The organism is Aequorivita sp. H23M31 (genome assembly GCF_004022485.1).
Classification (GTDB): domain Bacteria; phylum Bacteroidota; class Bacteroidia; order Flavobacteriales; family Flavobacteriaceae; genus Aequorivita; species Aequorivita ciconiae.
This window is the reverse complement of record NZ_CP034951.1, coordinates 97,674-120,795: the sequence shown is the minus strand read 5'-3', so window position 1 is coordinate 120,795 and position 23,122 is coordinate 97,674. Positions and strand designations below refer to the sequence as shown.

The window sequence follows — 23,122 nt, the reverse complement described above, 5'->3', positions numbered from 1 at the left end:
ATAGGATTTTCGTGATCACTTTTTCCGTTTATTGAAATTTTTATCACCTCGGGTTTTAGGCTTTTTGTATTTCTGTTTGATGATCCTTTTGTAAGAACCACCTTGGTTTTCCTTTTTATTTTTCTCCTTTTTTTCGTGAAAGGCGGGACCCACCTCCTCTTTTTTAGTGGGGTTATTTATTTCCACCACTTCGGGTCTTTCCTCCGCAGTCAGTTTTTCGGAAATCTGAACTTCGGAAGGTAGTTCCAACATATTAATCTTTAAATCCATCAGGTTTTCGATAGCAGTTTTATAACCTTCTTCAGATTCAGTAGTCAAAAGAATTGAAGTACCATTTTGTTCCGCTCTTCCAGTTCGGCCAATCCGGTGCATATAGTTTTCAGGAAACGCAGGGGTATCAAAATTAATCACGTGGGAAATTTGATCAAGGTCCAAACCACGAGCCATAATGTCTGTAGTAACCAGGATGCGGGTTCGCTCTTCGTTGAAATCTTCAATGGAACGGATCCTATAATTTTGCGTCTTATTTGAATGGATAACAGCTACCTCCTTTCCAAAGAAATCATCCAAAACTTCAAAAATAAGGTCTGCGCTTTTCTTGTTAGGAACAAAAATGAGGACTTTTCTATAAGTTTTTTCATCTTGAAACAAATGGATCAAGAGATTGAGTTTGGTGTAGAAATTAACTACTGAATATCCGTATTGAGCAATATTTTCCAGAGGAGTTCCGCTAATTGCCACAGAAACGGTTTTGGGTGCAATAAAGAAATCGTGGATAAACGTATTTACCTCTTCGGTCATAGTTGCCGAGAACATGATGTTCTGTCTTTTCTTCGGAAGCAATTCGAGAATATTTGTCAACTGAAAACGAAAGCCAAGATCGAGCATAACATCTACTTCGTCAATCACAACTTTTTTGATTCCCTTAAACTGAACAGCCCTACTGATAACCAGGTCGTACAACCTTCCGGGAGTAGCAACCAGTATATCTACACCCTCGGTCAAAGCCTCTTTCTGCCGGTTTATATTAGTGCCTCCATATACACCAAGCACTCGAACGGACATATACTTTGCGAATTTTTCAATGTCCTCCACTCCTTGTATAACCAATTCGCGTGTAGGAACCAAAAGCAAGATCCGTGGATGAATTTCCTTAGAAAACTTTAGCTCCTGAAGGATGGGCAACATATAGGCAAAAGTTTTTCCTGTACCCGTCTGGGCAATTCCTACCATATCCACACCCGAAAGAATTACCGGAAATGACTGTGCCTGAATGGGAGTAGGATTTTCAAATCCGAGGTCCACAATGGCATTTCGCAATTGGTTATTGATAGCAAACTCACTAAATGGTTCCATTGTGCTCGATTTTGAAGCAAATATAATGTTTTGTTGTTCCGCAGTTAAGAATTTGAGCATTCAGAATCTTGACCGAAAGGTAAAAATAAAATCTCCTTTAAAAAGACCTTAAATTTTTAATCTTCAGGAGGAAATCCGTGGATTTCTTCATAGATCTCAACAAAATTATCCCGCAGATGTGCACGCAGTTTGAGGCGATAATCGTCCTTTAACCAACTGATAAAATTTTTAGTGCTTTTACTGATGCACTTGGCATATCTATCAATACGATAATCAATATCTTCACCCAGCATTTTTGCCAAGCCCAAGGCGTCATAAACATCCTCACTGTTTTCAACACATATATAAGCGTGTTGTGCTATGGACCGTTCCAGTACCACTTTCGAAGACTCGCCCTTAAAAGTAGCGTCCTGGTAGGTGCCTTTAATATCGAAATAAACATCTTTACTCTTAGCGAATTCAGCACGCAGTTCATCAGGCATTTCATAAGTGAAATTGCTTTCCAACTCCTCATCACTATACAGATTATCCATATAATAATTGGGGTTGTTGAAGATAGCCTGCCAATCCAAGGGAGCCTCCCAAGGGCCGAACCTTTGATAGTTGTTCCCCAGATCAATTACGCTAAAAGAGGATTTGTTGTTCAATATCCGCGAACCTCTACCAATCATCTGAAAGTAAAGAGTCAGCGAACGTGTAGCTCTATTCAGAATTATGGTATCGATCGTTGGTTCGTCGAAGCCTGTAGTCAAAATACTAACGGAAGTCAAAATTGCATCCGGGGTTTCATGAAACCATTTTAATATTTTTTTACGCTGTTTCTTGGTAGCGGTATTGTCCAAATGCATTATGGGCAATCCCTCCGCTCTTAAATGGTAGTAAACTTGGATGGATGTGTTTATTCCGTTGTTAAAAATCAGAGTTTTATTGCCCTTTGCGTGCGTAAGATAGGCCTGCAATAGCTGATCCAACATATTCACTGCGGAATAGAGATCATCAGATGACTTTACGGTATAATCCCCATTGGGACCAATCTCCAGAGAGGTGAGCCCCATATTGTACTGAAAAACCTCTACTTGGGCCAAGAATTCATTGTCGATAAGTGACTGGATACTCTCCCCTACAATCAATTCGTTATAGTTATCCCTCATCGGAAGGTTTCGATTTGAACTTAAAGGAGTTGCGGTAACTCCGAGGATAAATGACTTCTCAAAAAACTTGAACAATTTGGTAAATGAATTGTAATGGGCCTCGTCAATAATAACCAGACCTACTCCTGAAATATCAAGCTTGTCATCGTTCAGCCTGTTATTAAGCGTCTCCACCATTGCAACAAAACAGCTATACTCATCTTGATCGGAAAGATCGGCAGTGCTGTTTACCACTTTGTTTACCACTCCAAAACCAGTCAACATCTCGGAAGTCTGCTTGCACAGTTCCACTCGATGCGTCATTACCAGAACCTTTTTTTGATGATTTTTTAGGTATTGCCTAACGATTTCAGAGAAAATAACTGTCTTCCCTCCACCTGTTGGTAGTTGATACAGTAAATGGTAATCATCGGGCGCTGTTTCAAACTTTTCAAAAATCTTATCAATGGCACCTTTTTGGTAACTGTAAAGTTCCTTATCTGTCTTTTTATCTTGAATTGCTTGGGTCGTATCTATCATGCCTCCTCTTATTTTTGGGGATGCAAAATTACACACTTTTAAAGGTATTGCACGAAGAATTACAGAGAAATATGGAAAAGAACCGAAAGTCCTATCATTTCGGGGTCTTGAGATATAAGTTTTCTACTTTTTCTCTTGCCCAAGGTGTTTTTCGTAAAAAAACGAGACTTGATTTTATCGAAGGATTATCATTAAAGCATCTAATCCGGATTCGCTCACCCAAAACTTCCCATCCATAAAAATCTACCAGATGTTCCAGTATATCGGCAAGCTTGACTCCGTGCAATGGATTGTTGGGTTGTTCTTTGTTCATAGATTTTTGTTTTTGGAAGATGCTGGAAACAATTGCGTTCTTTTGTTTTTAAAAATACTTGAATTTCCTGTTAATTATTAAACTACCCAGAAACCGTATCTTTGATGGATAACCGACAGCAATAATTAAAAATTATATGAAAAAAACCGTATTTAAATTGCTGGCAAAACTAAATAAGAAAATATTGCCAAGCCTTACGAAAGAGAAAGTGGATTTGTCCAAAGCTTCCAAATTGCAGATGGCCGTTTTTGCATATAAATTGTGGGTGACCAAAAATTCCCTGGATTAATATTTTAATAAAGTCCTCACCTCTTGATTCTTTAACTTTTGAATGCCCTTAAGAGATTTGAGTTCGATTAGGAAATTGCATTGTACGACTTTTCCACCCAATTTTTCTACCAAATTGCATGCTGCTCTTGCCGTACCGCCTGTTGCCAGCACATCATCGTGTACTAAAACACGCTCTCCTTCTGTAATGGCATCTTCGTGAATTTCGAGTGCATCCATTCCATATTCCAGATTATATGGTTCCTTAAAACTTTTGTAGGGTAGTTTTCCAGGTTTACGAATAGGGACAAAGCCAACCTTTAATGCTTGGGCCAGTAGAATTCCGAAAAAGAATCCACGGGACTCTATGGCTACCACCTTATCAATCTTTTGCCCTTCAATCATAGCTAGAAGCTGTTGAACACAAGTCTCAGTCGCTTCGCTGCTTTCCAACAATGGCGTAATATCTCTAAACAGAATACCGGGTTTGGGAAAATCGGGTATATCTCTGATGTAATCTTCAATTTTTAGCATACACAAAAATATTGAAAAAAATTAAAGCAATATAAGGCTGTGTTCTTTTGTGTTATGGTAATTTATTTAATTGTTCCAGTTGAATAACTTTGATTGAGGTTTACGCTTATTATACGGGCGAGTGGGAATAATCCTTCCTAAAACCTTTTTATCTTATTAAGTAGATCTAAAAAGGAAATTTGAATACCGTATTACCTTAGTAACTTAATCTTAAGAGAGATCACGATACCTTATTCCTTATTCCATTAAAAATAAGATCAGATAGTATAGATATTTAAGAGGGTAATATCTGATGTGGACTCAAAGTTCGAGTCAAAGATTAGCACGATTCACTGATTCTTTTAAAACATATTCGTGAATTCGTGTCAAACTACACCTTACTAAATTTCTGCAACGAAACCTGAATTTAAAACTAATGAAAAGTACACACCGCAGAAAAAGCGGTGTGACTTTTTTATTCCAAGCCCTTACAAAAGCTGAAGGGCTTTTGTTTAAACATAGAAAATTTTGAAATTTAGAAGGCCAGGATTACATATCCTGAAAAAGCTCCCGCCTTACAATGAAAAGTACACACCGCAGAAGAAGCGGTGTGACTTTTTTTATTCCAAACCCTTACAAAAGCTGAAGGGCTTTTGACGGGTTGGGAATAAAAAAAGTCTGCACTCTCGTGCAGACTTTTCGCTCTAAGTGACCTTGCCAGGATTCAAACCTGGAACCTCCTGAGCCGTAATCAGGTGCGCTATTCAGTTGCGCCACAAGGCCTTGATTGAAGAACTTCTATTGGATTACCAGACTTAAACGAATTCAGAATGGTTTATAGCGTTCTAATGGGGTGCAAATATAAAGAAATACTCATATTTACCACAATCAAATTCAAAAAATTGATGCTTAAATAATTTCAGCGCTCAAGCCGGCATCCAACAACATTAAACAACGAGGCTCCAGCTCTTCGATATTTCCCGTCTTAACCGTACATTTTCCTTTGTAGTGTACAATTATAGAACATTGCTCCGCCTGCTCGGGAGTGTGCTCACACGCATAAATCAGCGTATTGATTACATGATCAAAAGTGTTTACATCATCATTATAAAGAATAATCTCGTTCTGTTCACTTTCCTTCTCCGCAACAGATATTTCTTCCTGTATTTTTTCCTTAGTACCCATAACATCTATAAAATTCCAAAAAACAAATGAGAAATCCCAAAATTTATCATTCTTTTAAGTGGCCGACAACCGGAATTTGGCGGCCACCCATTTGTTCTTGCTCTTGTTCTCAACGAATTGAAGGCCAAGATTATTGCAACAATCAGTAATGGCGCCTAAATCATCCTCATAAAATCCGCTTAAAAAAATAGTACCTCTCGGATTTAAACTTTCAACATAACTGGCCATGTCATTTAAAAGTATATTCCTGTTAATGTTGGCAATAATGGTGTCAAATTTATTGGCACCCAACATAGAGGCATTTCCCAATTTTACCATAATATTCTTACAATTGTTTCGCTGTATATTTTCCATAGAATTCTCAAAACACCATTCATCAATATCAATGGCTTCAATTTCTGAAGCGCCCCTCATTTCTGCAAGAATCGCTAATACCGCAGTGCCGCAGCCCATATCCAAAACTGATTTCCCCTTAAAATCATTTTCAAGAATAAATTGAAGCATCATAAAAGTTGTTTCGTGATGGCCTGTACCAAAAGACATTTTCGGTTCGATAACAATTTCATACTCAAAATCCTTATGTGGATGAAAGGGCGCACGCACCGTACACTTTCCGTCCACCTCAATGGGATCAAAATTTTTCTCCCATTCCGAGTTCCAATTAACCTGTTCTATTTCGGTCATTTTGTAGGAAATCTCGAATTCATCGGAATCCAAAATATTTACATCTTCCAAGATAGCTTCGTTCCATTCATCTTTCTGAATATAGGCTTTTACCCCCTCCTCGGTTTCTACAAAACTCTCGAATCCGGCATACCCTAATTCGGCGATTAAGATTTCTGTTCCCAATTGTCTGGGTTCAACTTTAAAAATGTATTCTATATATATTTGCGACATAGTTAGTAGTTATATGAATTTGGATGCAGAGTAGGAACCACGAGTGGAAGGAGCCCAGACTGAAGTAAGCCAGGAAACACGACCAAAAAGAAGATTTACTTTTCCCAATTCTAATATTTTATTTAAAAGCGTTTATAATTTTCATAAAACTTTCTACTTCAAGCGAGGCTCCACCAATGAGTCCTCCATCAACATCTTCTTTGCTGAAAATTTCCTTGGCATTGTCTGGTTTCACACTTCCGCCGTAAAGAATGGGAACGCCTTCTGCCACACCTTCAGAAAAATCATTTTGAATGGTATTTCGAATAAATTCGTGCATTTCCTGAACTTGTTCCGGACTTGCGGTTTTTCCAGTTCCAATGGCCCATATTGGTTCATAAGCCACAATTACACTCTTCCAATCCTCTTTCGAAATATGAAAAAGTCCTTCTGAAAGTTGCTTTTTAACGAAATCAAAATAAGTTCCATTATCTCGTTTATCCTCCTCTTCTCCCACGCAGAAAATAATGGCCATTTCATGTTTTAATGCCGTTTCCACCTTTTCAGCCAAGGTCTTATTGGTTTCATTAAAATATTCCCGACGCTCGCTATGGCCTAGAATTACGGATTTTACTCCTACGCTCAGCAGCATTTTGGCTGAAATCTCGCCCGTATAGGCCCCCGATTCGCATTGATGCATATTCTGGGCAACTACCTTTACGTCGTGGTCCCGAAGGGATTTAAACGCGTGGTTAAGGTTGGTAAAAGCGGGGGCTATCATAACCTCAACATCTTCTGGCCTCACTTGTTCTTTAAAACTGGATAAAAAAGATTCGGTCTCCGATAGATCGTAATTCATCTTCCAGTTTCCTGCAACTATTTTCCTTCTCATAATATGATTTATTAAATTAATATCTTTTAAAACTTATTTCTGGATGTGATCGGGAAACAGGTTCATATAAAACAAAGTAGTATAAAGTTAATACTATTCCATAAAATTTATTGCCTACTTATCTTCGGATCCAACCATCCATAAACAATATCAACAAAAATGTTGATTAAAATAAACAAAGTTGCAATCACAATAACCGCCCCCATTATTACCGGGAGATCGAGGGTATTCAAAGCATTCACTATTTCTTTTCCCAAACCGTTCCATCCAAAAATATACTCTACGAAAACCGCACCTGCCAACATTGAGGCGAACCATCCAGATATGGCGGTAATTACTGGATTTAAGGAGTTTTTCAAGGCGTGTCTTTTAATTATTTGGTAAAAGGAAAGTCCCTTGGCTTTTGCCGTTCGAATATACTCTTGATCCAGAACTTCCAATAACGAGTTGCGCATCAGTTGGCTGACCACGGCGAGAGGACGAATTCCCAAGACTATGGCAGGGAGAATCAGGTTTTTCCATTGAATATGCTTTCCATTTCCAAAATCGTCTACTTCATATAAACTTCCGGTCATATTTAAATGGGTGTATTTATGAAGGAGAAATCCAAATATCCACGCAAAAATTATCGCACTGAAAAACGAGGGAACACTCATTCCCAAGGTACTTAACAACTGGATTATTCTGTCCACAAAACCGTCTTTGAAAAGGACGGAAATTATTCCGAGGAAAACCCCAATAACCATAGCAATAACGATTGCAGATATGGCAAGCACAAAAGTATTAGGCAGGGTTTCGGCAATTACTTCACTTACCTCCTTTCCATTCTTTTGGAAAGATTCGCGCAAATAAGGAAATTTTAATGCCACATTTATATTTTCAAATGAGAATAATTTGACAGCAGAATACTTACCATCTCGGAGGTAAGTATAATCTTCGGGATTTTTACTATGGAAGGAAAGAGGGGATAGATCGTTCAGATATCGAAGGTATTGAACGGAAATGGGTTGGTCAAATCCATACTTCTTCTTTACCATGGCAAGTTGTTCGGCATTTTCGTTTTGACCGAGCATCATTCGCGCAGGATCGCCCGGCAGTATGGCAAACAGAACGAAAATAACCGTTACCACCCCGAAGAGGGTTACAAAGGCATATCCTAATTTTTGAAGTATATAGCCAACCACCTTCTTAGGGGTTTATTTGGTCCATTGTTAAAGGCTGATATTCAAAATCTTGGCCGAACAGTTGTTTGGCATATTCTTCAATGGTCGTATCAAAACCCGCCTTTTTTCTTCTCTCGTTGACGCTTTCTGGATTTTCTATGGGCCATATATACTTTTTATCCTCATCCATTCTACCTTGTGTGCCATATACTTGTGGTTTTCCTTCGTGCATCAATTGTCTGTCTTCCATCATAGCGACCAAATTCATTGGAATTTCTCCGGCCTCACCAGCTTTTTTGATCAGAGGTAAATATTGATCTATTTTATCTGAATGTTGTAAAACATACCAAGCCACCGTATTTGTTGGTTCACCAACCATCGACTTGCCCGGATAGCCCTGTGAATTGAATATTTTTTCAATATAATTCATATTTGCACTGTCTAGAACGACCTGCATTTTCCATAGATCGCCACTGTATTCCGCTTCCGAAAGTCCCATTTCCTTTCCAAGTTTTGCGCGGGCTTCTGGAGAGTCCTCGTTCATCAGTTTTCTATATTTTTGATCGAGAACTCCGATACTATCCAAATGCCGTTTCATACTTAAATCCAGCTTGGGCTGGGCATTCTCCACTACTGGCAATTTCAACTTATCTGCATCGCGCCAATGTAATTTTTGCTGGATGGTGCCTTTGTCCAATTCTAAAATTCCGGGGTTGCTCCGCACAATTGTCTTAAGAGTGGTTTCATCACAGAAATAAAATTTAAAGTTTAGCTTATACTCCTCGGCCAATTCTTCGGTGGTCTGTTGTGAAGAAGCAGAAAGTCCTATTACCTTATATCCTTTTTTCAAAGCCTCGTCGGTAATCTTCTTCACCGGAAGATATCCATCCTTCTCGGTATTGCCCAAGCTGTAGGCAACTATGACAATAAGATTATCCTCGTTCAAAAATTCTGATGTATAATCCTCTCCATCCCGCTCCATCATAAAATCATGAATAGGAGGCGTATAACCTTCTTGTATCATTTTGGTATCTACATCAACAAACTCTCCATCTACTTGAGGGTAATCGCCATTGGTGGTAATTATCTTTTCCTCTCCATTTACCAAAAATCTCCATTTATATTCAAAAATTGGCTGGGGCGCCCCTTCTGGCACGGACATTCCTTCTTGGATATTCGCTCCAATTTTATAGGGACGGAAATCAATGATTGGCAGATGATGAAGTACGTAATAAGCAATTCCAATACATACTAGCAGGGTGATAAAAACTATTAAACTTCGAATTCCGGTAGTCAACAAAGGCCTGATATACCTTCTTCCAATAAACAGAATCAGAATCAGGACTAGCAATACAATATCCTTACTGAAGGATTCCCAAGGCGTAAGTGGTAGGGCATCCCCAAAACAGCCACAGTCTGTTACTTTATTAAAATATGCGGAGTAAAAAGTAAGGAAAGTGAAAAACACAATCATTAAGAGCAAAGCCCATAATGTCAGTTTCTTAAAGTATCCCAACAATAGCGCGACTCCAAGTAAAACTTCCACAATAACCAGAACAATCGCGATCAAGAGCGAATAAGGAACTAGAAATCCTAGATCCAGAACTTCAGGCGCAAAATAATCCTGAAGTTTAAATGAAAATCCTACGGGATCGTTCAGTTTGATCAAACCACTGATGATAAAAAGAACTCCAACAATTAATCGGGCTAATCCTACTATATATTTCATAAATTCTAAATGATATGGATAATTATTTCTTTGAATCCTCGTCCTGCTCATCCAAATGAATAAGGGCGAATACAGCGTAGTTTATCATGTCTTGATAATTGGCATCAATACCCTCAGAAACCCTGGTTTTTCCCTGGTTGTTTTCTATTTGCTTTACGCGAAGTAATTTCTGCAAAATCAAATCGGTTAAGGAGCTTATCCGCATATCGCGCCAAGCCTCGCCATAATCGTGATTTTTGTCCATCATCAACTGTTTGGTCTGAGCGACTTGTTCATCATATAGCTGGGTGGCTTCTTCAACCGATAAATCTGGCTGTTCCACAACACCTTTTTGCAATTGGATCAAAGCCATTACGGAATAATTTACAATTCCTATAAATTCACTGGTCTCATCCTCCTGAATCTTCTGTTCCAAATTCTGTTGCAATCCTCGGATCCGCTGTGCTTTGATAAAAATCTGATCCGTAAGAGAGGGAAGACGTAGAATACGCCAAGCACTTCCGTAGTCGTGCATTTTATTGATAAACAGCTCCCTACATTTTTCAATCTGATCGTTAAATTGATTTGAGGTGTCTTTCATTTGCAATTGTAAGAATTTGTGTAAATTTCGCTTAAATAAATCAATCTAAAAAATTGCATACACTTAATTGCCGCGGTACTCTTATCGATCTTGAAACCCCTAAAACAATGGGGATAATAAACGTTACGCCAGATTCTTTTTACGATGGCGGTAAAAGTTTTTCTGATAAAGATATCTTGATCCAAGCCGAGACCATGCTCTCGGAAGGAGCGACTTTTCTCGATGTAGGCGGATATAGCAGCCGACCAAACGCGGTGGACGTTTCAGAAATCGAGGAAACAAAACGAGTTGTAAATGCTATCCATTTAATCTTGAAGAAATTTCCTCAAGCATTAATCTCGGTGGATACCTTTAGAAGTAAGGTCGCGAAAGAGGCGGTGCTCGCAGGAGCAACTTTGGTAAATGATGTATCGGGAGGTACCATGGACAAGGAAATGTATGCAACTGTCGCCCAGCTGAATGCTCCTTACGTGCTTATGCATATGCGCGGAACTCCAAAAACGATGACGGCACTTACGGACTATGACAATGTTACCCTCGAAGTTTTAAAAGATCTTTCAGAAAAAATCGCTCAGTGCCGTCGAGCTGGCATAAATGATATTATTGTCGACCCGGGATTTGGATTTGCTAAAAACAGGGAGCAGAGCTTTGAGCTTTTAAATAATCTTGAACTTTTTCAAAATCTGAATGTTCCCATTTTAGCTGGAATTTCAAGAAAATCGTTTGTTTATAAAACCTTGGGGATTTCTGCAGATGAAGCGTTAAACGGTACAACCGTTTTAAATACGGTCGCTCTTCAGAAGGGAGCAAAACTTCTTCGGGTCCACGATGTAAAGGAAGCAGCCGAGACTATTAAACTAATTGAAAAGCTGAAATGTTGACCATTATTCATTAATTTTTTTAAAGTACTTTTACAAAAAACATTCTTCTTTGGAATTACTAGACATACGAATAATAGATATTGTGGACATTGTATTGGTAGCCGCATTGCTGTATTATCTGTATAATTTGGTAAAAGGCACAGTAGCCATCAATATTCTGGTGGGCATAATAATTGTTTATGCAATTTATGTATTTACCCAGCTTTTGGAAATGGAACTTCTTAGTAAAATCCTTGGAGGGTTTCTGGGAGTGGGAATGTTTGCCCTTGTGGTTGTCTTTCAACCCGAAATACGGAAATTTCTCTTGATGTTGGGCTCCACAAATTTTAACGCCCGAAAACGAATACTCAAAAAATTCCATTTTTTTGGGAGAGAAAGCGGCCCTAAGATGAATTTGGAAGGCATAATTGCTGCTTGCAAAAAAATGTCTGCTTCCAATACCGGTGCGCTAATCGTTATTCAACGCAATAATAAATTGGATTTTGTAAAAAATACCGGGGACCAAATGAATCTGGAAGTCAACCAGCCAATTATTGAAAGCATCTTTTTTAAGAACAGTCCCCTTCACGATGGCGCTATTATAATTGAGGATAATAAAATTACTGCCACGCGGGTGATACTTCCAGTATCAAACGACAGAACCATTCCCTTGCGCTTCGGTCTCCGTCACCGGGCTGCCGTAGGAATTACCGAAAAGACAGATGCCGTTTCCTTGGTAGTTTCTGAAGAAAATGGAGGGATTTCCTATTTGAAGGATGGGGATTTTGTATTGTTTGAAGACACAGATGAATTATTGAAACTTCTGAAGAAAGATTTGAGCTAAAACATAAAAAAGCCAAACACTTAAACCGCCTCTTCCTTCATAAATTGAACTTCATACAGATTTCGGTAATACCCATTTTCAATTTTTAGAAGTTGTTTGTGCTTGCCTTCTTCCACAATTTTTCCAGCATCCATAACGATAATTTTATCGGCCTTCTTTATGGTTGCCAATCTATGTGCGATTACTATAGAAGTACGGTTCTCGGTTATCTTTAAAGTGGCAGTCTGGATCATTTCTTCCGAATAAGTATCTACCGAAGAAGTGGCCTCATCCAAAATCAAAATACTAGGATTGCTAACATAGGCGCGCAAAAATGAAATAAGTTGTCGTTGTCCGGAAGAGAGCATACTCCCGCGTTCCTTAACGTTATAATGATACCCGCCCGGAAGTGATTCTATAAATTTATCCACTCCTATTTCCTTGGCAGCAGCCCTTACCTCCTCCTCGGAAATCTCGGGATTGTTGAGCGTAATATTGTTCAATATGGAATCGGCAAAGAGGAAGACGTCTTGAAGGACAACCGCTATCTGATTTCTTATAGATGCCAATTTATAATCCTTTAAAGGAATGTCGTCAATAAGTATTTCTCCACCATCAATCTCATAAAACCGGTTTAAAAGGTTGATTATGGTTGTTTTTCCCGCTCCGGTTGCACCTACAATGGCAATTGTTTCTCCAGGATTCGCTGTAAAGGAAATCCCTTTTATCACTTCTTCCTCTGGATTATATCCAAAATGCACATCCCTAAATTCTATCTTCCCGTTGGTATTAGTATAATCAACGGTTCCGTTATCTGGAATATGGGATTTGGTATCCAGAATACCAAAAACACGGTTTGCGGCAACCATTCCCATTTGGAGAGTATTGAATTTATCCGCGATTTGTCGAAGTGGTCTAAAAAGCATTTCAGCATATTGTATAAACGCGGTAATAATACCCAAGGTAACAAAACCGCCACCGATTACGTTCAAACCACCATACCATACTACCAAACCGGTAGCAATCGCTCCAGTCATCTCTGCAATGGGGAAAAAAATTGAGTTATACCAAACTGTCTTTATCCAAGCTTTTCTATGACTCTTGTTTATTTCGGTAAATTGGTCGTATTCCGTCTTTTCGCGTGTAAATATTTGGACTATTTTCATTCCCGTTATCCGCTCCTGCACAAATGAATTAAGATTTGCAACTTGATTTCTTACATCCTCAAAAGCAACTTTCATTGCTTTTTGAAAAACCCGGGTAGCATACAAAATAAAGGGGAGGACAATAAAAACAATTAGGGATAGTCGCCAGCTTTGCGTAAGCATAAACCCAGCAATTACCACCATTTTAAGCAAATCGCTTATAATCATAAATAAACCCTCACTGAAGATACTCGAAATGGTTTCCACATCATTAACTGCACGGGTTGTCAATCTTCCGACGGCGCTCTTATCAAAATATTTCATTTTGAAACTCACCATCAGGCGGAAAAGTTTTTGTCGAAGATCGCGGATTACACTTTGCCCCAGCCAGTTCGCATAGAAAATAAAGGCAAATTGAAAAATAACCTCCAACATCAGGACAACCATCATCAAGATGACATATTTCATAAAGCCCTCTCCATCTTTTGGAACAATGGAATCATCAATGGCCAATTTCAGTAAATAAGGCCGCAAGACAGCAAGAACGGACATAATAATCGCTGCCAAGGCAACAAAATAAAATGCCAACTGGTATGGCTTGGTAAAGGCCAATAACCGTTTGAAGAGTTTAAAATCGAATGCGTTCCCTGTGGATTTTGACACTTTTATATTATTTGTAACTTGATTAAATTAAAAACTGATTAAATTTTAATCGATGGATTATTTGAAACTATAAAAATAAGCTTTCAGGATATACTACCCTTCTTAAATAGAGTCCGTGGGCAGGAGCCGAAGCCCCCGCTTCGCTCCTATCTTGGCTATTAAGGATTTCCTGAAATTCGGATAATGTAGTTTTTCCAAATCCTATATCCAAAAGCGTCCCTACAATTGCCCGGACCATATTTCGCAAAAACCGGTCCGCTATAACTGTGAATACCAAAATGTCATCTCTTTCCTCCCATTGCGCTTTTACGATCTTACAGATATAGGTTTTTACGTCTGTTTTAGAGCGCGAAAAACATTGAAAGTCTGTATGCACAAGCAATAATTTCGCTGCTTGGTTCATCGCTTCAATATTTGGCTTATTATACAATTGATACGTTAAATCGAAATTAAACGGATTTTTTCCTAATGAAATCCGGTATTCATATTCCCTTTGAACCGCATCGAAACGCGCATGCGCATCATCAGTAACCCGTAAGATGTTCTTTATCGAAATATCCTGGGGCAGAAAGGAATTGATTCTAAATATCAATCTTTCGTTTACCTCAATTTCCTCACAATCAAAATGAGCAAAGAGTTGCATTGCGTGCACTCCAGTATCGGTTCTACCCGCTGCGACCACCTTTATTTCGGAACGAAGAATTAACGACAGAGCCTCCTCTACAACCTGTTGTACACTCATTTGGTTAGGCTGACGCTGCCAACCAAAATAATGCTTCCCATTATAAGCTATCTCGACAAAATACCGCAATAATTCTTTTTTTACAATTGACAAAATTACGATTTACACACCATCATTTGGTATAAATGGGGAAAATCTTAATAACTTCGCTTTTCTGAATTCTAATTGTCCATTGAAAAAAATCCTCCTTCTTAGCGACACGCATAGTTATATTGATGACAAAATCCTGAAATATGTAGAACAGGCCGATGAGGTTTGGCATGCCGGCGATATTGGGGATCTTTCGGTTACCGATACCATAAAGGCGTTAAAACCATTAAGAGCGGTTTATGGAAACATTGACAACAAGGAAGCCAGATTGGAATTCCCTCTTCACAACCGATTTTTTTGCGAGGAAGTAGATGTTTGGATAACCCACATTGGAGGCTATCCAGGCCGATATAATCCCTCGATAAGGCAAGAGATATACTCAAATCCTCCGAAGATTTTTATTAGTGGCCATTCCCATATTCTAAAAGTAATGCCAGATAAAAAAACGGGACTTTTACATATGAATCCCGGTGCAGTAGGAAAACAGGGGTTTCATAAGGTTAGAACTATGCTGCGGTTCGAGATTGATGGGAAGATTATTCAAAATCTGGAGGTGGTTGAATTCGGGCTTCGGTAAAAATTTCTATTGCGCTGCGCTTATAGAAATTCACTCAGCCACCTTTGATTTATTTGAAAGAAAAGGCTTCGGTAAAAATTTCCTTTTGCTCCGCAAATAGAAATTCACTCAGCCACCTTAGAATTGGGCTTCGGTAAAAATTTCTATTGCGCTGCGATTATAGAAATTCACTCAGCCACCTTTGATTTATTTGAAAGAAAAGGCTTCGGTAAAAATTTCCTTTTGCTCCGCAAATAGAAATTCACTCAGCCACCTTAGAATTGGGCTTCGGTAAAAATTTCTATTGCGCTGCGATTATAGAAATTCACTCAGCCACCTTTGATTTATTTGAAAGAAAAGGCTTCGGTAAAAATTTCCTTTTGCTCCGCAAATAGAAATTCACTCAGCCACCTTAGAATTGGGCTTCGGTAAAAATTTCTAGTGCGCTGCGCTTATAGAAATTCACTCAGCCACCTTTGATTTATTTGAAAGAAAAGGCTTCGGTAAAAATTTCCTTTTGCTCCGCAAATAGAAATTCACTCAGCCACCTTAGAATTGGGCTTCGGTAAGAATTTCTATTGCGCTTCGCTTATAGAAATTCACTCAGCCACCTTTGATTCGGCTTTCATAATAATTTTCATTGCGCTGCCTTATAGAAATTACACGACCACCTTTGGTAATAAATAGAACTTTTTCCATTTAACTGGGGAGGCTAAACAAAAAACCCCCAAAGATGGCATTCTCAGGGGGTTTTGCACTAATATACCAAGATTGGTTTATCGTAAACGATCAACAGATTTTACAAGGTCCTCATCCCGTTTAATGGCCTTGTTGGCCAGCACTAAAAACACGATAGAAATGATGGGAATTAAAACCCCAATACCCTTCTCAGAAACCAAGGTTTCTCCGGATAAAGTGAGCGATCTGTAAACGAAAACTCCTAGTAATACAAAATTTGATATGATATTCAAACGGTTAAGAACAAATTGTGTCTGCCGTTTCTTGAAACTTAAAATCGAAATAATTCCCAAAAGTATGGAAACAAAAATTAATCCAAAAACCCAAGGTTCGCTGCGTTCAATAATAACAGAACCATCAGTTCCCAATATCACTGGAAACCACATAAATAAAGCTCCCATCAATAAAATGGAAATAACTAAATATACTGTTTGAATACGCTGGATCATCTTACCGAAATACAATTGTGGGACAAAAATACTCTTTCTTTTTAAAAAAAATAACAGGGAAATTTAATTTATTATCGTATTATTGCAATATCAATCCGTAACCATTTCAATAGAGGTTACTTAGTCTTCAAAAAACTTTCACGTACTTACCTTCTCAAAGGAAACTTACAGTATAACCTTAACAATAGTATTTTTTAAATGTTTGACATTTCAGAATTAAAAAACAAAAAGCTTCCCGAACTTCAGGATATAGCGAAAGAACTCAATGTGCCAAAATACCGCACACAAAAAAAGCTGGATCTAGTATATCAAATTCTTGATTACCAAGCTGCTAATCCAAAAGCAGTAAAAGCTGTTCTGAGCGCTGAATCTTCAGAAACTGAAGATACAAAACAAGTAAATAAGACTGAAGCACCAAAAGAAGTCAGTGAGAAAAAGGATTCTAATCCTCGTTCGCAGCAGGTCGACGACCGCAATAAAGGTTCACAAGCTTCAAAACCACATTCTCAGAAGAACCAACCTCAGAAATCCCATTCTCAAAAATCCCAACATTCGAGCACCACTGGCGGTTCCGACAAGAAGCAAGGTGAGGATAAGCGTACAACACCAGATAAATCGGATAGATCTGATAAAACTGATAGGTCGGATAGAATGGACAGAACAGATAAAATGGATAAATCTGATAAAACAGATAGATCGGACAGAAGCGATAGACCCGATAGATCTAGTAGTGATAAAAAGCAACAACATCAGCAAAAACAAAGTTCTGGCGACCAAGACAGCCGTCAAAAACACCAACGATCTGATAGCCATAATACGGATAACAGACAAAAACACCAATCTAATAAACAAAAAGATGGCAACGTACAGGATAACAAGAATGGAAACAAGGATTCCAGAAACCGTTATCGCGAGCCGGATTATGAATTTGATGGTATTATCGAAAGCGAAGGTGTCCTAGATATTATGCAGGATGGCTACGGATTTTTAAGATCCAGTGATTATAATTACTTATCCTCACCTGACGATATTTACGTTTCCCAATCACAAATCAGATTATTCGGATTAAAATCCGGGGATACAGTACTGGGAGAAGTTCGACCTCCCAAGGAAGGAGAAAAGTATTTCCCTCTTATTAAGGTGAACAAAATAAATGGTTTAAGTCCTAATGTTGTTCGAGATAGAGTTTCATTCGAGCACTTAACACCTCTTTTTCCACAAGAAAAGTTCAACATTGCCGATAAACAAAGCACTATTTCCACACGAATTATAGATCTTTTTGCACCTATTGGAAAAGGTCAGAGAGGAATGATAGTATCTCAACCCAAAACGGGAAAAACGATGCTGCTGAAAGATATTGCCAACGCAATTGCTGCTAATCACCCTGAGGTTTATCAAATCATATTACTTATCGATGAACGGCCTGAAGAGGTTACGGATATGCAGCGAAACGTACGTGGCGAAGTTGTTGCTTCTACCTTTGACAAGGAAGCTACGGAGCACGTTCGGGTTGCAAACCTAGTACTGGACAAAGCCAAAAGATTGGTGGAATGTGGACATGACGTCGTAATTCTTTTAGATTCCATTACACGTTTGGCCAGAGCCTACAATACCGTACAACCTGCCAGTGGTAAGATTTTAAGTGGTGGTGTTGATGCCAATGCCCTTCACAAACCAAAACGTTTCTTTGGAGCTGCCCGAAATATTGAAAATGGCGGCTCTTTAAGTATTATTGCAACGGCTCTGACTGAAACAGGCTCAAAGATGGACGAAGTAATATTTGAGGAATTTAAGGGAACCGGTAATATGGAACTACAGTTGGACAGAAAGATTTCCAACCGAAGAATTTTCCCAGCTATTGACCTTACTTCATCCAGTACACGTCGCGACGACTTGTTACTTGATGAAAACACCATTCAAAGAATGTGGGTGATGAGAAAATATCTAGCTGATATGAACCCTGTGGAAGCTATGGAATTTATTAATGACAGGATCAAGAAAACCAGAAACAACGAAGAATTTCTCATATCGATGAACGGATAAGAAATCTCTGTTTATTCTAACTATTTAAACTCCCTCAGATAAATTCTGGGGGAGTTTTTTCATGAAGGACACAGACCATTAAAACACCTGATTAGTGGGCTTGCAATTTACATCTTACTAAGGTAATAAGGTTTGGGAATTTCGAGATATACAATTCCATACTAAAGATAATAAGGTTCGGAATATTAAAGTATCTCAATAAGATAATAAGTTCATCGGAGACGGATTATTAAGTAGGTTTATGGATTATACTAAAAAAAATTATAGTTTAAAAGAAAACTTTATCCCTAGGTAATCAAAGATAGTCGCTATTATTCAACCTTATTACCTAAATAATAACACCCAGGTCCCAAAACTTAAACTTATTACCTGAGTAATTAGACAAAAGGACTACCATAAAGCTTACTATTTAATCAATACTGAAAATTCATTCCCACAACAACTCCTTCCATATTAAGGTGCCAACCGCAGAAGGAAGGTGCTATTTCTGAACTAAGGCAGTAAGGTTGAAGGGCTATTAGAATGATCAATTTTTCTCAATTTAATAAGGTCGGTGTATTTATAGCATGTGAAATTTCTTACCAAGATTATTAGGTTGGTCATGCAAGATTTAATTTAAAACAAAATGGTTGCTGTAAAAGATTACCAAATAGATTTGGATAATATTAAAAAAAACAAAGCATAAAAAAACCCCAATCTTTCGATTGAGGTTTTTTACGCCATTTTATTAAAATGAAAGCAATAATTATTGCTTAACGATTCTTTGAGTAAGTGAACCTTGAGTAGTTTCCAATTTCAAGAAATATACTCCTTGAGAAAGACCAGAAACATCCATTTGTCCGTTGCTGTAAACAACACCAGTAGTTCTTCCAAGAACGTCAACCAAAGCGGAGCTCAATACTTCAATGTTTGAAGGAAGGTTAATGTTCAATACAGAAGAAGTAGGGTTTGGGAAGATAGAAACCATCTCAGCCAAATTATCACCAACAGCAACCACATCATCAACAATAACGTTAATTACGTGTCTTGCATCAGGGAACCCTATAACTGCAACTGGAACTGGGTTGTTAATTTCACAAGCAACAGATGCTAAGTAAGAAGGAGCATCTTCTGCAGCTGCAGTTCCAAGATAAAACTGAGCAGTCTGTCCGTCAGTTTCATAAACCAATGCCACAAGGGTTGTATCCTCATCAACAATAGCTGGTGAATCGAAATCAGCACGAACCATGGTTCCTACTTGCGCACTAGTAACAGTTAGCGAGGCAGAAGCCAAAGGAACAGGCATGTTAGTAGCATCAAATCCACCTGGGAAACCTTCCATGTCGAAAACCATAACTTGCAATGCAGTAGATCCAGTCGCAGTGCTCACGAAGAACTCCAATCCAGTAGCCTGAACAATCCCTCTCACGCCATAATCGTATAGATAATAGCTACGGAAATAAAGGTTATCGCCAGTAGTTCCAGCACCTTGATCTCCACAAGCTACGCCACCATCGCCAATAGCGCCTGAGGTTTGAGACAAAATCGATTCAGCATTGGTAGCACTTTGTGCAAATACAAATGATGTTGCCAAGGCAAACATAATCAATGTAATTTTTTTCATAATATAAAGTTTTAAGTTATTAATGAATGACAAACTTAAACAACTAAAACAAAAAAACCTAATGGATATTAATATTTAATAGGGGTTAGGAGTGCTAAATTTATCCCAATTTCTCAAGCATATCATACGGATGCCCATTGAATTGTTGAGTATCCAAAGCCGTAATTCTGAATAATGAAAGAGACCAATTAAATTTTTGCGAATCTATTATTTATAAGAAAGGTTATTCCAAATCAAACTGGGCGATCATTTGGATGTGTAGTAAGATATTCAGTAGGAAAAAGAAGTTTAATATTCTCATAGGAGTCCAATAACGCTTTTTGGGACTTTTCAAAATTCTTCCATTTCACCTTTTTAATTCCTTCCATAGCCTCGGGCACCAAAGGCCCATCGTAATCGGTAAACATTTCATACCAATAGGTAATTTTCAATTTAAACTTGTTATTACGACAGAAAACATGATAGGTAGTCATTAAGAAGTCACGAATTTCCAAATCCTTTACTCCTGTCTCCTCCACTACTTCTCTTACGGCAGCTTCTCGATAAGATTCACCTTGCTCAACTTTACCTTTGGGTAGATCCCACTTTTTATTTCGTCTAATAAATAGAATCTCTTTTCTGGTATTATAAACCAATCCGCCCGCAGCTTCTACCACCTTTATTTTCTTCCGAAGAAAGCGTTCTAGTTTTTCAGCATTTTTATGGTATAGATTGACGTATAGCAGTTCACCGTTGTTTATCTTCTTTACCAACTTCTTAAAATGTGCCTTTTTTAATGGGATGGTAGTGTAGTGATCTCCTATATTTTTTTCTGTGGAAAGAATAATAGGGATATCTTTTACAAAAACTTTATACATTTGTACAATGATATTAAACAAAGAAACGGCACAAAAAACCGCTGCATTATTGTTGCAAATTAATGCAATAAAATTACAACCACAAAAACCATTTACGTGGGCTTCTGGGTGGAAATCTCCAATTTATTGCGATAATCGAATAACTCTTTCGTATCCAACCATCAGAAATTATATTCGGGAAAACCTAGCCAAACAAATTGAAGAATTGTATGGAAGACCCGAAATGATTGCAGGTGTAGCCACAGGAGCCATTGGAATTGGCGCTCTTGTAGCCGATTACCTTAACGTACCTTTTTGTTATGTTAGACCGGAAGCCAAAGGCCACGGCAGACAAAATAAAATTGAGGGCCATTTGGAACATAATACAAAGGTGGTGGTGGTAGAAGATCTCATCAGTACCGGAAAAAGTAGTTTATTGGCAGTCGAGGCCCTAAAGGAGGCCGAAGCAAATATAAAAGGAATGATTGCCATCTTCAGTTATGGCTTTGATATTGCTGAGGAGAATTTCAAAAATGCCGATATTAGCCTAAATACTTTGAGCAATTACGAAATGCTTTTAAAGGAAGCCGAAAGATCCAACTATATAAATGCATCTGAAGCAGCATTACTTTCTGAATGGCGTAAGGCTCCTGATACTTGGGGAATCAGTGTTTAATAGGCAGTAGGCAGTAGGCAGTAGTCGTAGGCAGTAGGCAGTAGGCAGTAGGCAGTAAAATTAATTTTAAAATGTTTAAACTCATAAACTTTTAATCTCATAAACTCATAAAGTTATAAACTTTTAAATAACCGCATAAATCAAAATATGAAACTTAACAGCAATAAAGTTACCGTTCAAAAATCTGCCGAAGAGCTTTGTGATTATTTAACAGATGTAAAAAATTTTAAGGCTATTATGCCTGAGAACATTACCAAATTCGAACTCTTAAACGATAAGGCTTTCCTATTTGCTCTAAAGGGAATGCCGGATATAGCACTCGAAATTAAAGATGTGCAAAAGCCCAAGAAAGTTGTTTTAGGAGCTAAGAGCGATAAATTCCCATTTACCCTTACTGCCGATATAGATGAAGTAACCGAAAATACCTCAACTGTAGAATTATTATTTGATGGAGAATTTAATGCTATGATGGCAATGATGATAAAAGGACCTCTATCGAAATTTATTGAAACGTTAGCAACAAACCTGGAAAAGATATAAGTTTCATTTTATAAGAATCGCCTATTTTGTCACTCTGCTTTAAGTGAGTACCGAAACAATTATATTAATATATAAAATTAATTTCCTTTAATTGAAACTTTTCAGCGGAAGCATTATTCCTTTCAATAATTAGCTCACCGAAATCGGAAATACCCCTAATCTTTCCTTGAAATCTTTGGCCCGTCCCGTCTTCAAAAGCTGATATAGAATCCCTTTGAAACATATTTTGTTCATATAATGGACGCAAATCTGAAAAACTGTGGTCTGAGATATTTGCTAGGCCTTTAAGAACATTTCTTACCACGGAATCAAACATTTCATCCAATTGGAAATACTTACCCGTTTCCAATCTGATGGAACTGGCTTGGGGAAGATTCGGAAAATGAGTTTCATTGACATTAATTCCGATTCCGATGATGGAGTGCTTAATATTTGCTCCTTCCAGAACGTTTTCGATCAAGATACCGGCAATCTTTTTCTTTCCTGACAATATGTCGTTAGGCCATTTAACCGATACATCTGGGACATTAATCTTCTCAAAAGCTTCAACAAGGGCCAAGGATACTGCCATAGATATTACAAACTGGTTTTCTGCCTGGAGGTCCGAAAATCTCTTGAAAACGCTGAATGTAAGGCTTTGACCCTTTCGGGAAAGCCATCCACTTCCGCGTTGCCCCCTACCCTTTTCTTGATCTTCCGCGATAATTACGGTCTGATCTTCTACAGTGGTATTATTGACCAGCTCTTTAAGGTAGGTATTAGTAGAATCGGTGGCATTAAGTTTGATTATATTCAAAATGACAACTATGTTTGG

The 23,122-nt window shown here is 38.2% G+C and carries 23 protein-coding genes and 1 tRNA gene; 7 read left to right on the top strand and 17 right to left on the bottom strand.

Annotated elements, in window-relative coordinates:
• Positions 1 to 15: 15 nt before the first annotated feature.
• The 3 genes from EI546_RS00590 to EI546_RS00580 form a co-directional block, all read right to left on the bottom strand.
• Positions 16 to 1,356: a DEAD/DEAH box helicase gene (locus tag EI546_RS00590; protein ID WP_128248724.1), complete on the bottom strand. Its 1,341-nt coding sequence runs from the start codon at positions 1,354 to 1,356 to the stop codon at positions 16 to 18.
• A gap of 116 nt (positions 1,357 to 1,472) precedes the next feature.
• Entirely contained in the window at positions 1,473 to 3,026 is a 1,554-nt protein-coding gene (locus tag EI546_RS00585; protein WP_128248723.1) for a DEAD/DEAH box helicase, read from the bottom strand.
• Between the two features lie 94 nt (positions 3,027 to 3,120).
• Positions 3,121 to 3,339 (bottom strand): VF530 family protein, encoded by a 219-nt coding sequence (locus tag EI546_RS00580; RefSeq protein WP_128248722.1) that lies wholly within the window; start codon positions 3,337 to 3,339, stop codon positions 3,121 to 3,123.
• Positions 3,340 to 3,475: 136 nt separating this feature from the next.
• On the opposite strand from EI546_RS00580, the gene EI546_RS00575 reads away from it, so the two are divergent.
• A complete protein-coding gene (locus EI546_RS00575; RefSeq protein WP_128248721.1) occupies positions 3,476 to 3,628 on the top strand; it encodes an SsrA-binding protein in 153 nt (50 codons plus the stop codon).
• Here EI546_RS00575 and EI546_RS00570 read toward each other — a convergent pair.
• The 8 genes from EI546_RS00570 to EI546_RS00535 form a co-directional block, all read right to left on the bottom strand.
• Entirely contained in the window at positions 3,625 to 4,140 is a 516-nt protein-coding gene (locus EI546_RS00570; RefSeq protein WP_205649749.1) for an adenine phosphoribosyltransferase, read from the bottom strand. The genes EI546_RS00575 and EI546_RS00570 overlap by 4 nt on opposite strands.
• 688 nt (positions 4,141 to 4,828) lie before the next feature.
• A tRNA-Arg gene (locus tag EI546_RS00565) sits at positions 4,829 to 4,902 on the bottom strand.
• Positions 4,903 to 5,028: 126 nt separating this feature from the next.
• On the bottom strand, positions 5,029 to 5,304 hold the full coding sequence (locus EI546_RS00560; RefSeq protein ID WP_128248719.1) for an ATP-dependent Clp protease adaptor ClpS: 276 nt from the start codon (positions 5,302 to 5,304) through the stop codon (positions 5,029 to 5,031).
• Positions 5,305 to 5,358: 54 nt separating this feature from the next.
• Positions 5,359 to 6,201, bottom strand: a complete 843-nt coding sequence (prmA, locus tag EI546_RS00555; RefSeq protein ID WP_128248718.1) for a 50S ribosomal protein L11 methyltransferase — start codon at positions 6,199 to 6,201, stop codon at positions 5,359 to 5,361.
• Positions 6,202 to 6,319: 118 nt separating this feature from the next.
• The gene (tpiA, locus tag EI546_RS00550) at positions 6,320 to 7,072 is read right to left on the bottom strand and encodes a triose-phosphate isomerase (RefSeq protein ID WP_128248717.1); all 753 of its coding nucleotides are present in this window, start codon (positions 7,070 to 7,072) and stop codon (positions 6,320 to 6,322) included.
• A gap of 107 nt (positions 7,073 to 7,179) precedes the next feature.
• Positions 7,180 to 8,256: an ABC transporter permease gene (locus EI546_RS00545; RefSeq protein ID WP_128248716.1), complete on the bottom strand. Its 1,077-nt coding sequence runs from the start codon at positions 8,254 to 8,256 to the stop codon at positions 7,180 to 7,182.
• Positions 8,257 to 8,260: 4 nt separating this feature from the next.
• Positions 8,261 to 9,964 carry a BT_3928 family protein gene (locus tag EI546_RS00540; RefSeq protein ID WP_128248715.1) on the bottom strand — a complete coding sequence of 568 codons (1,704 nt, stop codon included), beginning with the start codon at positions 9,962 to 9,964 and terminating at the stop codon, positions 8,261 to 8,263.
• A gap of 22 nt (positions 9,965 to 9,986) precedes the next feature.
• Positions 9,987 to 10,544 (bottom strand): DUF1599 domain-containing protein, encoded by a 558-nt coding sequence (locus tag EI546_RS00535; RefSeq protein WP_128248714.1) that lies wholly within the window; start codon positions 10,542 to 10,544, stop codon positions 9,987 to 9,989.
• A 53-nt stretch (positions 10,545 to 10,597) separates the two neighbouring features.
• Here EI546_RS00535 and folP point away from each other — a divergent pair, with 53 nt between their 5' ends.
• Together folP and EI546_RS00525 are read left to right on the top strand one after the other, a co-directional pair.
• Positions 10,598 to 11,425, top strand: a complete 828-nt coding sequence (folP, locus tag EI546_RS00530; RefSeq protein ID WP_240673134.1) for a dihydropteroate synthase — start codon at positions 10,598 to 10,600, stop codon at positions 11,423 to 11,425.
• 49 nt (positions 11,426 to 11,474) lie between these two features.
• Positions 11,475 to 12,248, top strand: a complete 774-nt coding sequence (locus tag EI546_RS00525; protein ID WP_128248713.1) for a diadenylate cyclase — start codon at positions 11,475 to 11,477, stop codon at positions 12,246 to 12,248.
• A gap of 20 nt (positions 12,249 to 12,268) precedes the next feature.
• Here the strand turns inward: EI546_RS00525 and EI546_RS00520 are convergent, their stop codons facing one another.
• Positions 12,269 to 14,035, bottom strand: a complete 1,767-nt coding sequence (locus tag EI546_RS00520; RefSeq protein WP_128248712.1) for an ABC transporter ATP-binding protein — start codon at positions 14,033 to 14,035, stop codon at positions 12,269 to 12,271.
• 67 nt (positions 14,036 to 14,102) lie between these two features.
• Positions 14,103 to 14,870, bottom strand: a complete 768-nt coding sequence (gene truA, locus EI546_RS00515; RefSeq protein ID WP_128248711.1) for a tRNA pseudouridine(38-40) synthase TruA — start codon at positions 14,868 to 14,870, stop codon at positions 14,103 to 14,105.
• 79 nt (positions 14,871 to 14,949) lie between these two features.
• Between truA and EI546_RS00510 the strand changes: the two genes are divergently transcribed.
• Positions 14,950 to 15,444 carry a metallophosphoesterase family protein gene (locus EI546_RS00510; protein ID WP_128248710.1) on the top strand — a complete coding sequence of 165 codons (495 nt, stop codon included), beginning with the start codon at positions 14,950 to 14,952 and terminating at the stop codon, positions 15,442 to 15,444.
• A gap of 755 nt (positions 15,445 to 16,199) precedes the next feature.
• Here the strand turns inward: EI546_RS00510 and EI546_RS00505 are convergent.
• Complete coding sequence (locus tag EI546_RS00505; RefSeq protein ID WP_128248709.1) at positions 16,200 to 16,610, bottom strand: DUF4293 domain-containing protein; 411 nt, start codon at positions 16,608 to 16,610, stop codon at positions 16,200 to 16,202.
• 198 nt (positions 16,611 to 16,808) lie between these two features.
• Here EI546_RS00505 and rho point away from each other — a divergent pair, with 198 nt between their 5' ends.
• The gene (rho, locus tag EI546_RS00500; RefSeq protein ID WP_128248708.1) at positions 16,809 to 18,653 is read left to right on the top strand and encodes a transcription termination factor Rho; all 1,845 of its coding nucleotides are present in this window, start codon (positions 16,809 to 16,811) and stop codon (positions 18,651 to 18,653) included.
• 745 nt (positions 18,654 to 19,398) lie between these two features.
• Here rho and EI546_RS00495 read toward each other — a convergent pair.
• Both EI546_RS00495 and EI546_RS00490 read right to left on the bottom strand, forming a co-directional pair.
• Positions 19,399 to 20,235, bottom strand: coding sequence for a T9SS type A sorting domain-containing protein (locus tag EI546_RS00495; RefSeq protein WP_164905135.1), 837 nt, complete (start codon positions 20,233 to 20,235; stop codon positions 19,399 to 19,401).
• Positions 20,236 to 20,489: 254 nt separating this feature from the next.
• Positions 20,490 to 21,113 carry an NUDIX hydrolase gene (locus EI546_RS00490; RefSeq protein ID WP_128248706.1) on the bottom strand — a complete coding sequence of 208 codons (624 nt, stop codon included), beginning with the start codon at positions 21,111 to 21,113 and terminating at the stop codon, positions 20,490 to 20,492.
• A 7-nt stretch (positions 21,114 to 21,120) separates the two neighbouring features.
• Between EI546_RS00490 and pyrE the strand changes: the two genes are divergently transcribed.
• Entirely contained in the window at positions 21,121 to 21,768 is a 648-nt protein-coding gene (pyrE, locus tag EI546_RS00485; protein ID WP_128248705.1) for an orotate phosphoribosyltransferase, read from the top strand.
• Positions 21,769 to 21,915: 147 nt separating this feature from the next.
• A complete protein-coding gene (locus EI546_RS00480; RefSeq protein WP_128248704.1) occupies positions 21,916 to 22,308 on the top strand; it encodes an SRPBCC family protein in 393 nt (130 codons plus the stop codon).
• A gap of 64 nt (positions 22,309 to 22,372) precedes the next feature.
• Here EI546_RS00480 and EI546_RS00475 read toward each other — a convergent pair whose 3' ends face one another.
• The gene (locus tag EI546_RS00475) at positions 22,373 to 23,104 is read right to left on the bottom strand and encodes a biotin--[acetyl-CoA-carboxylase] ligase (RefSeq protein WP_164905134.1); all 732 of its coding nucleotides are present in this window, start codon (positions 23,102 to 23,104) and stop codon (positions 22,373 to 22,375) included.
• Positions 23,105 to 23,122 lie beyond the last annotated feature (18 nt).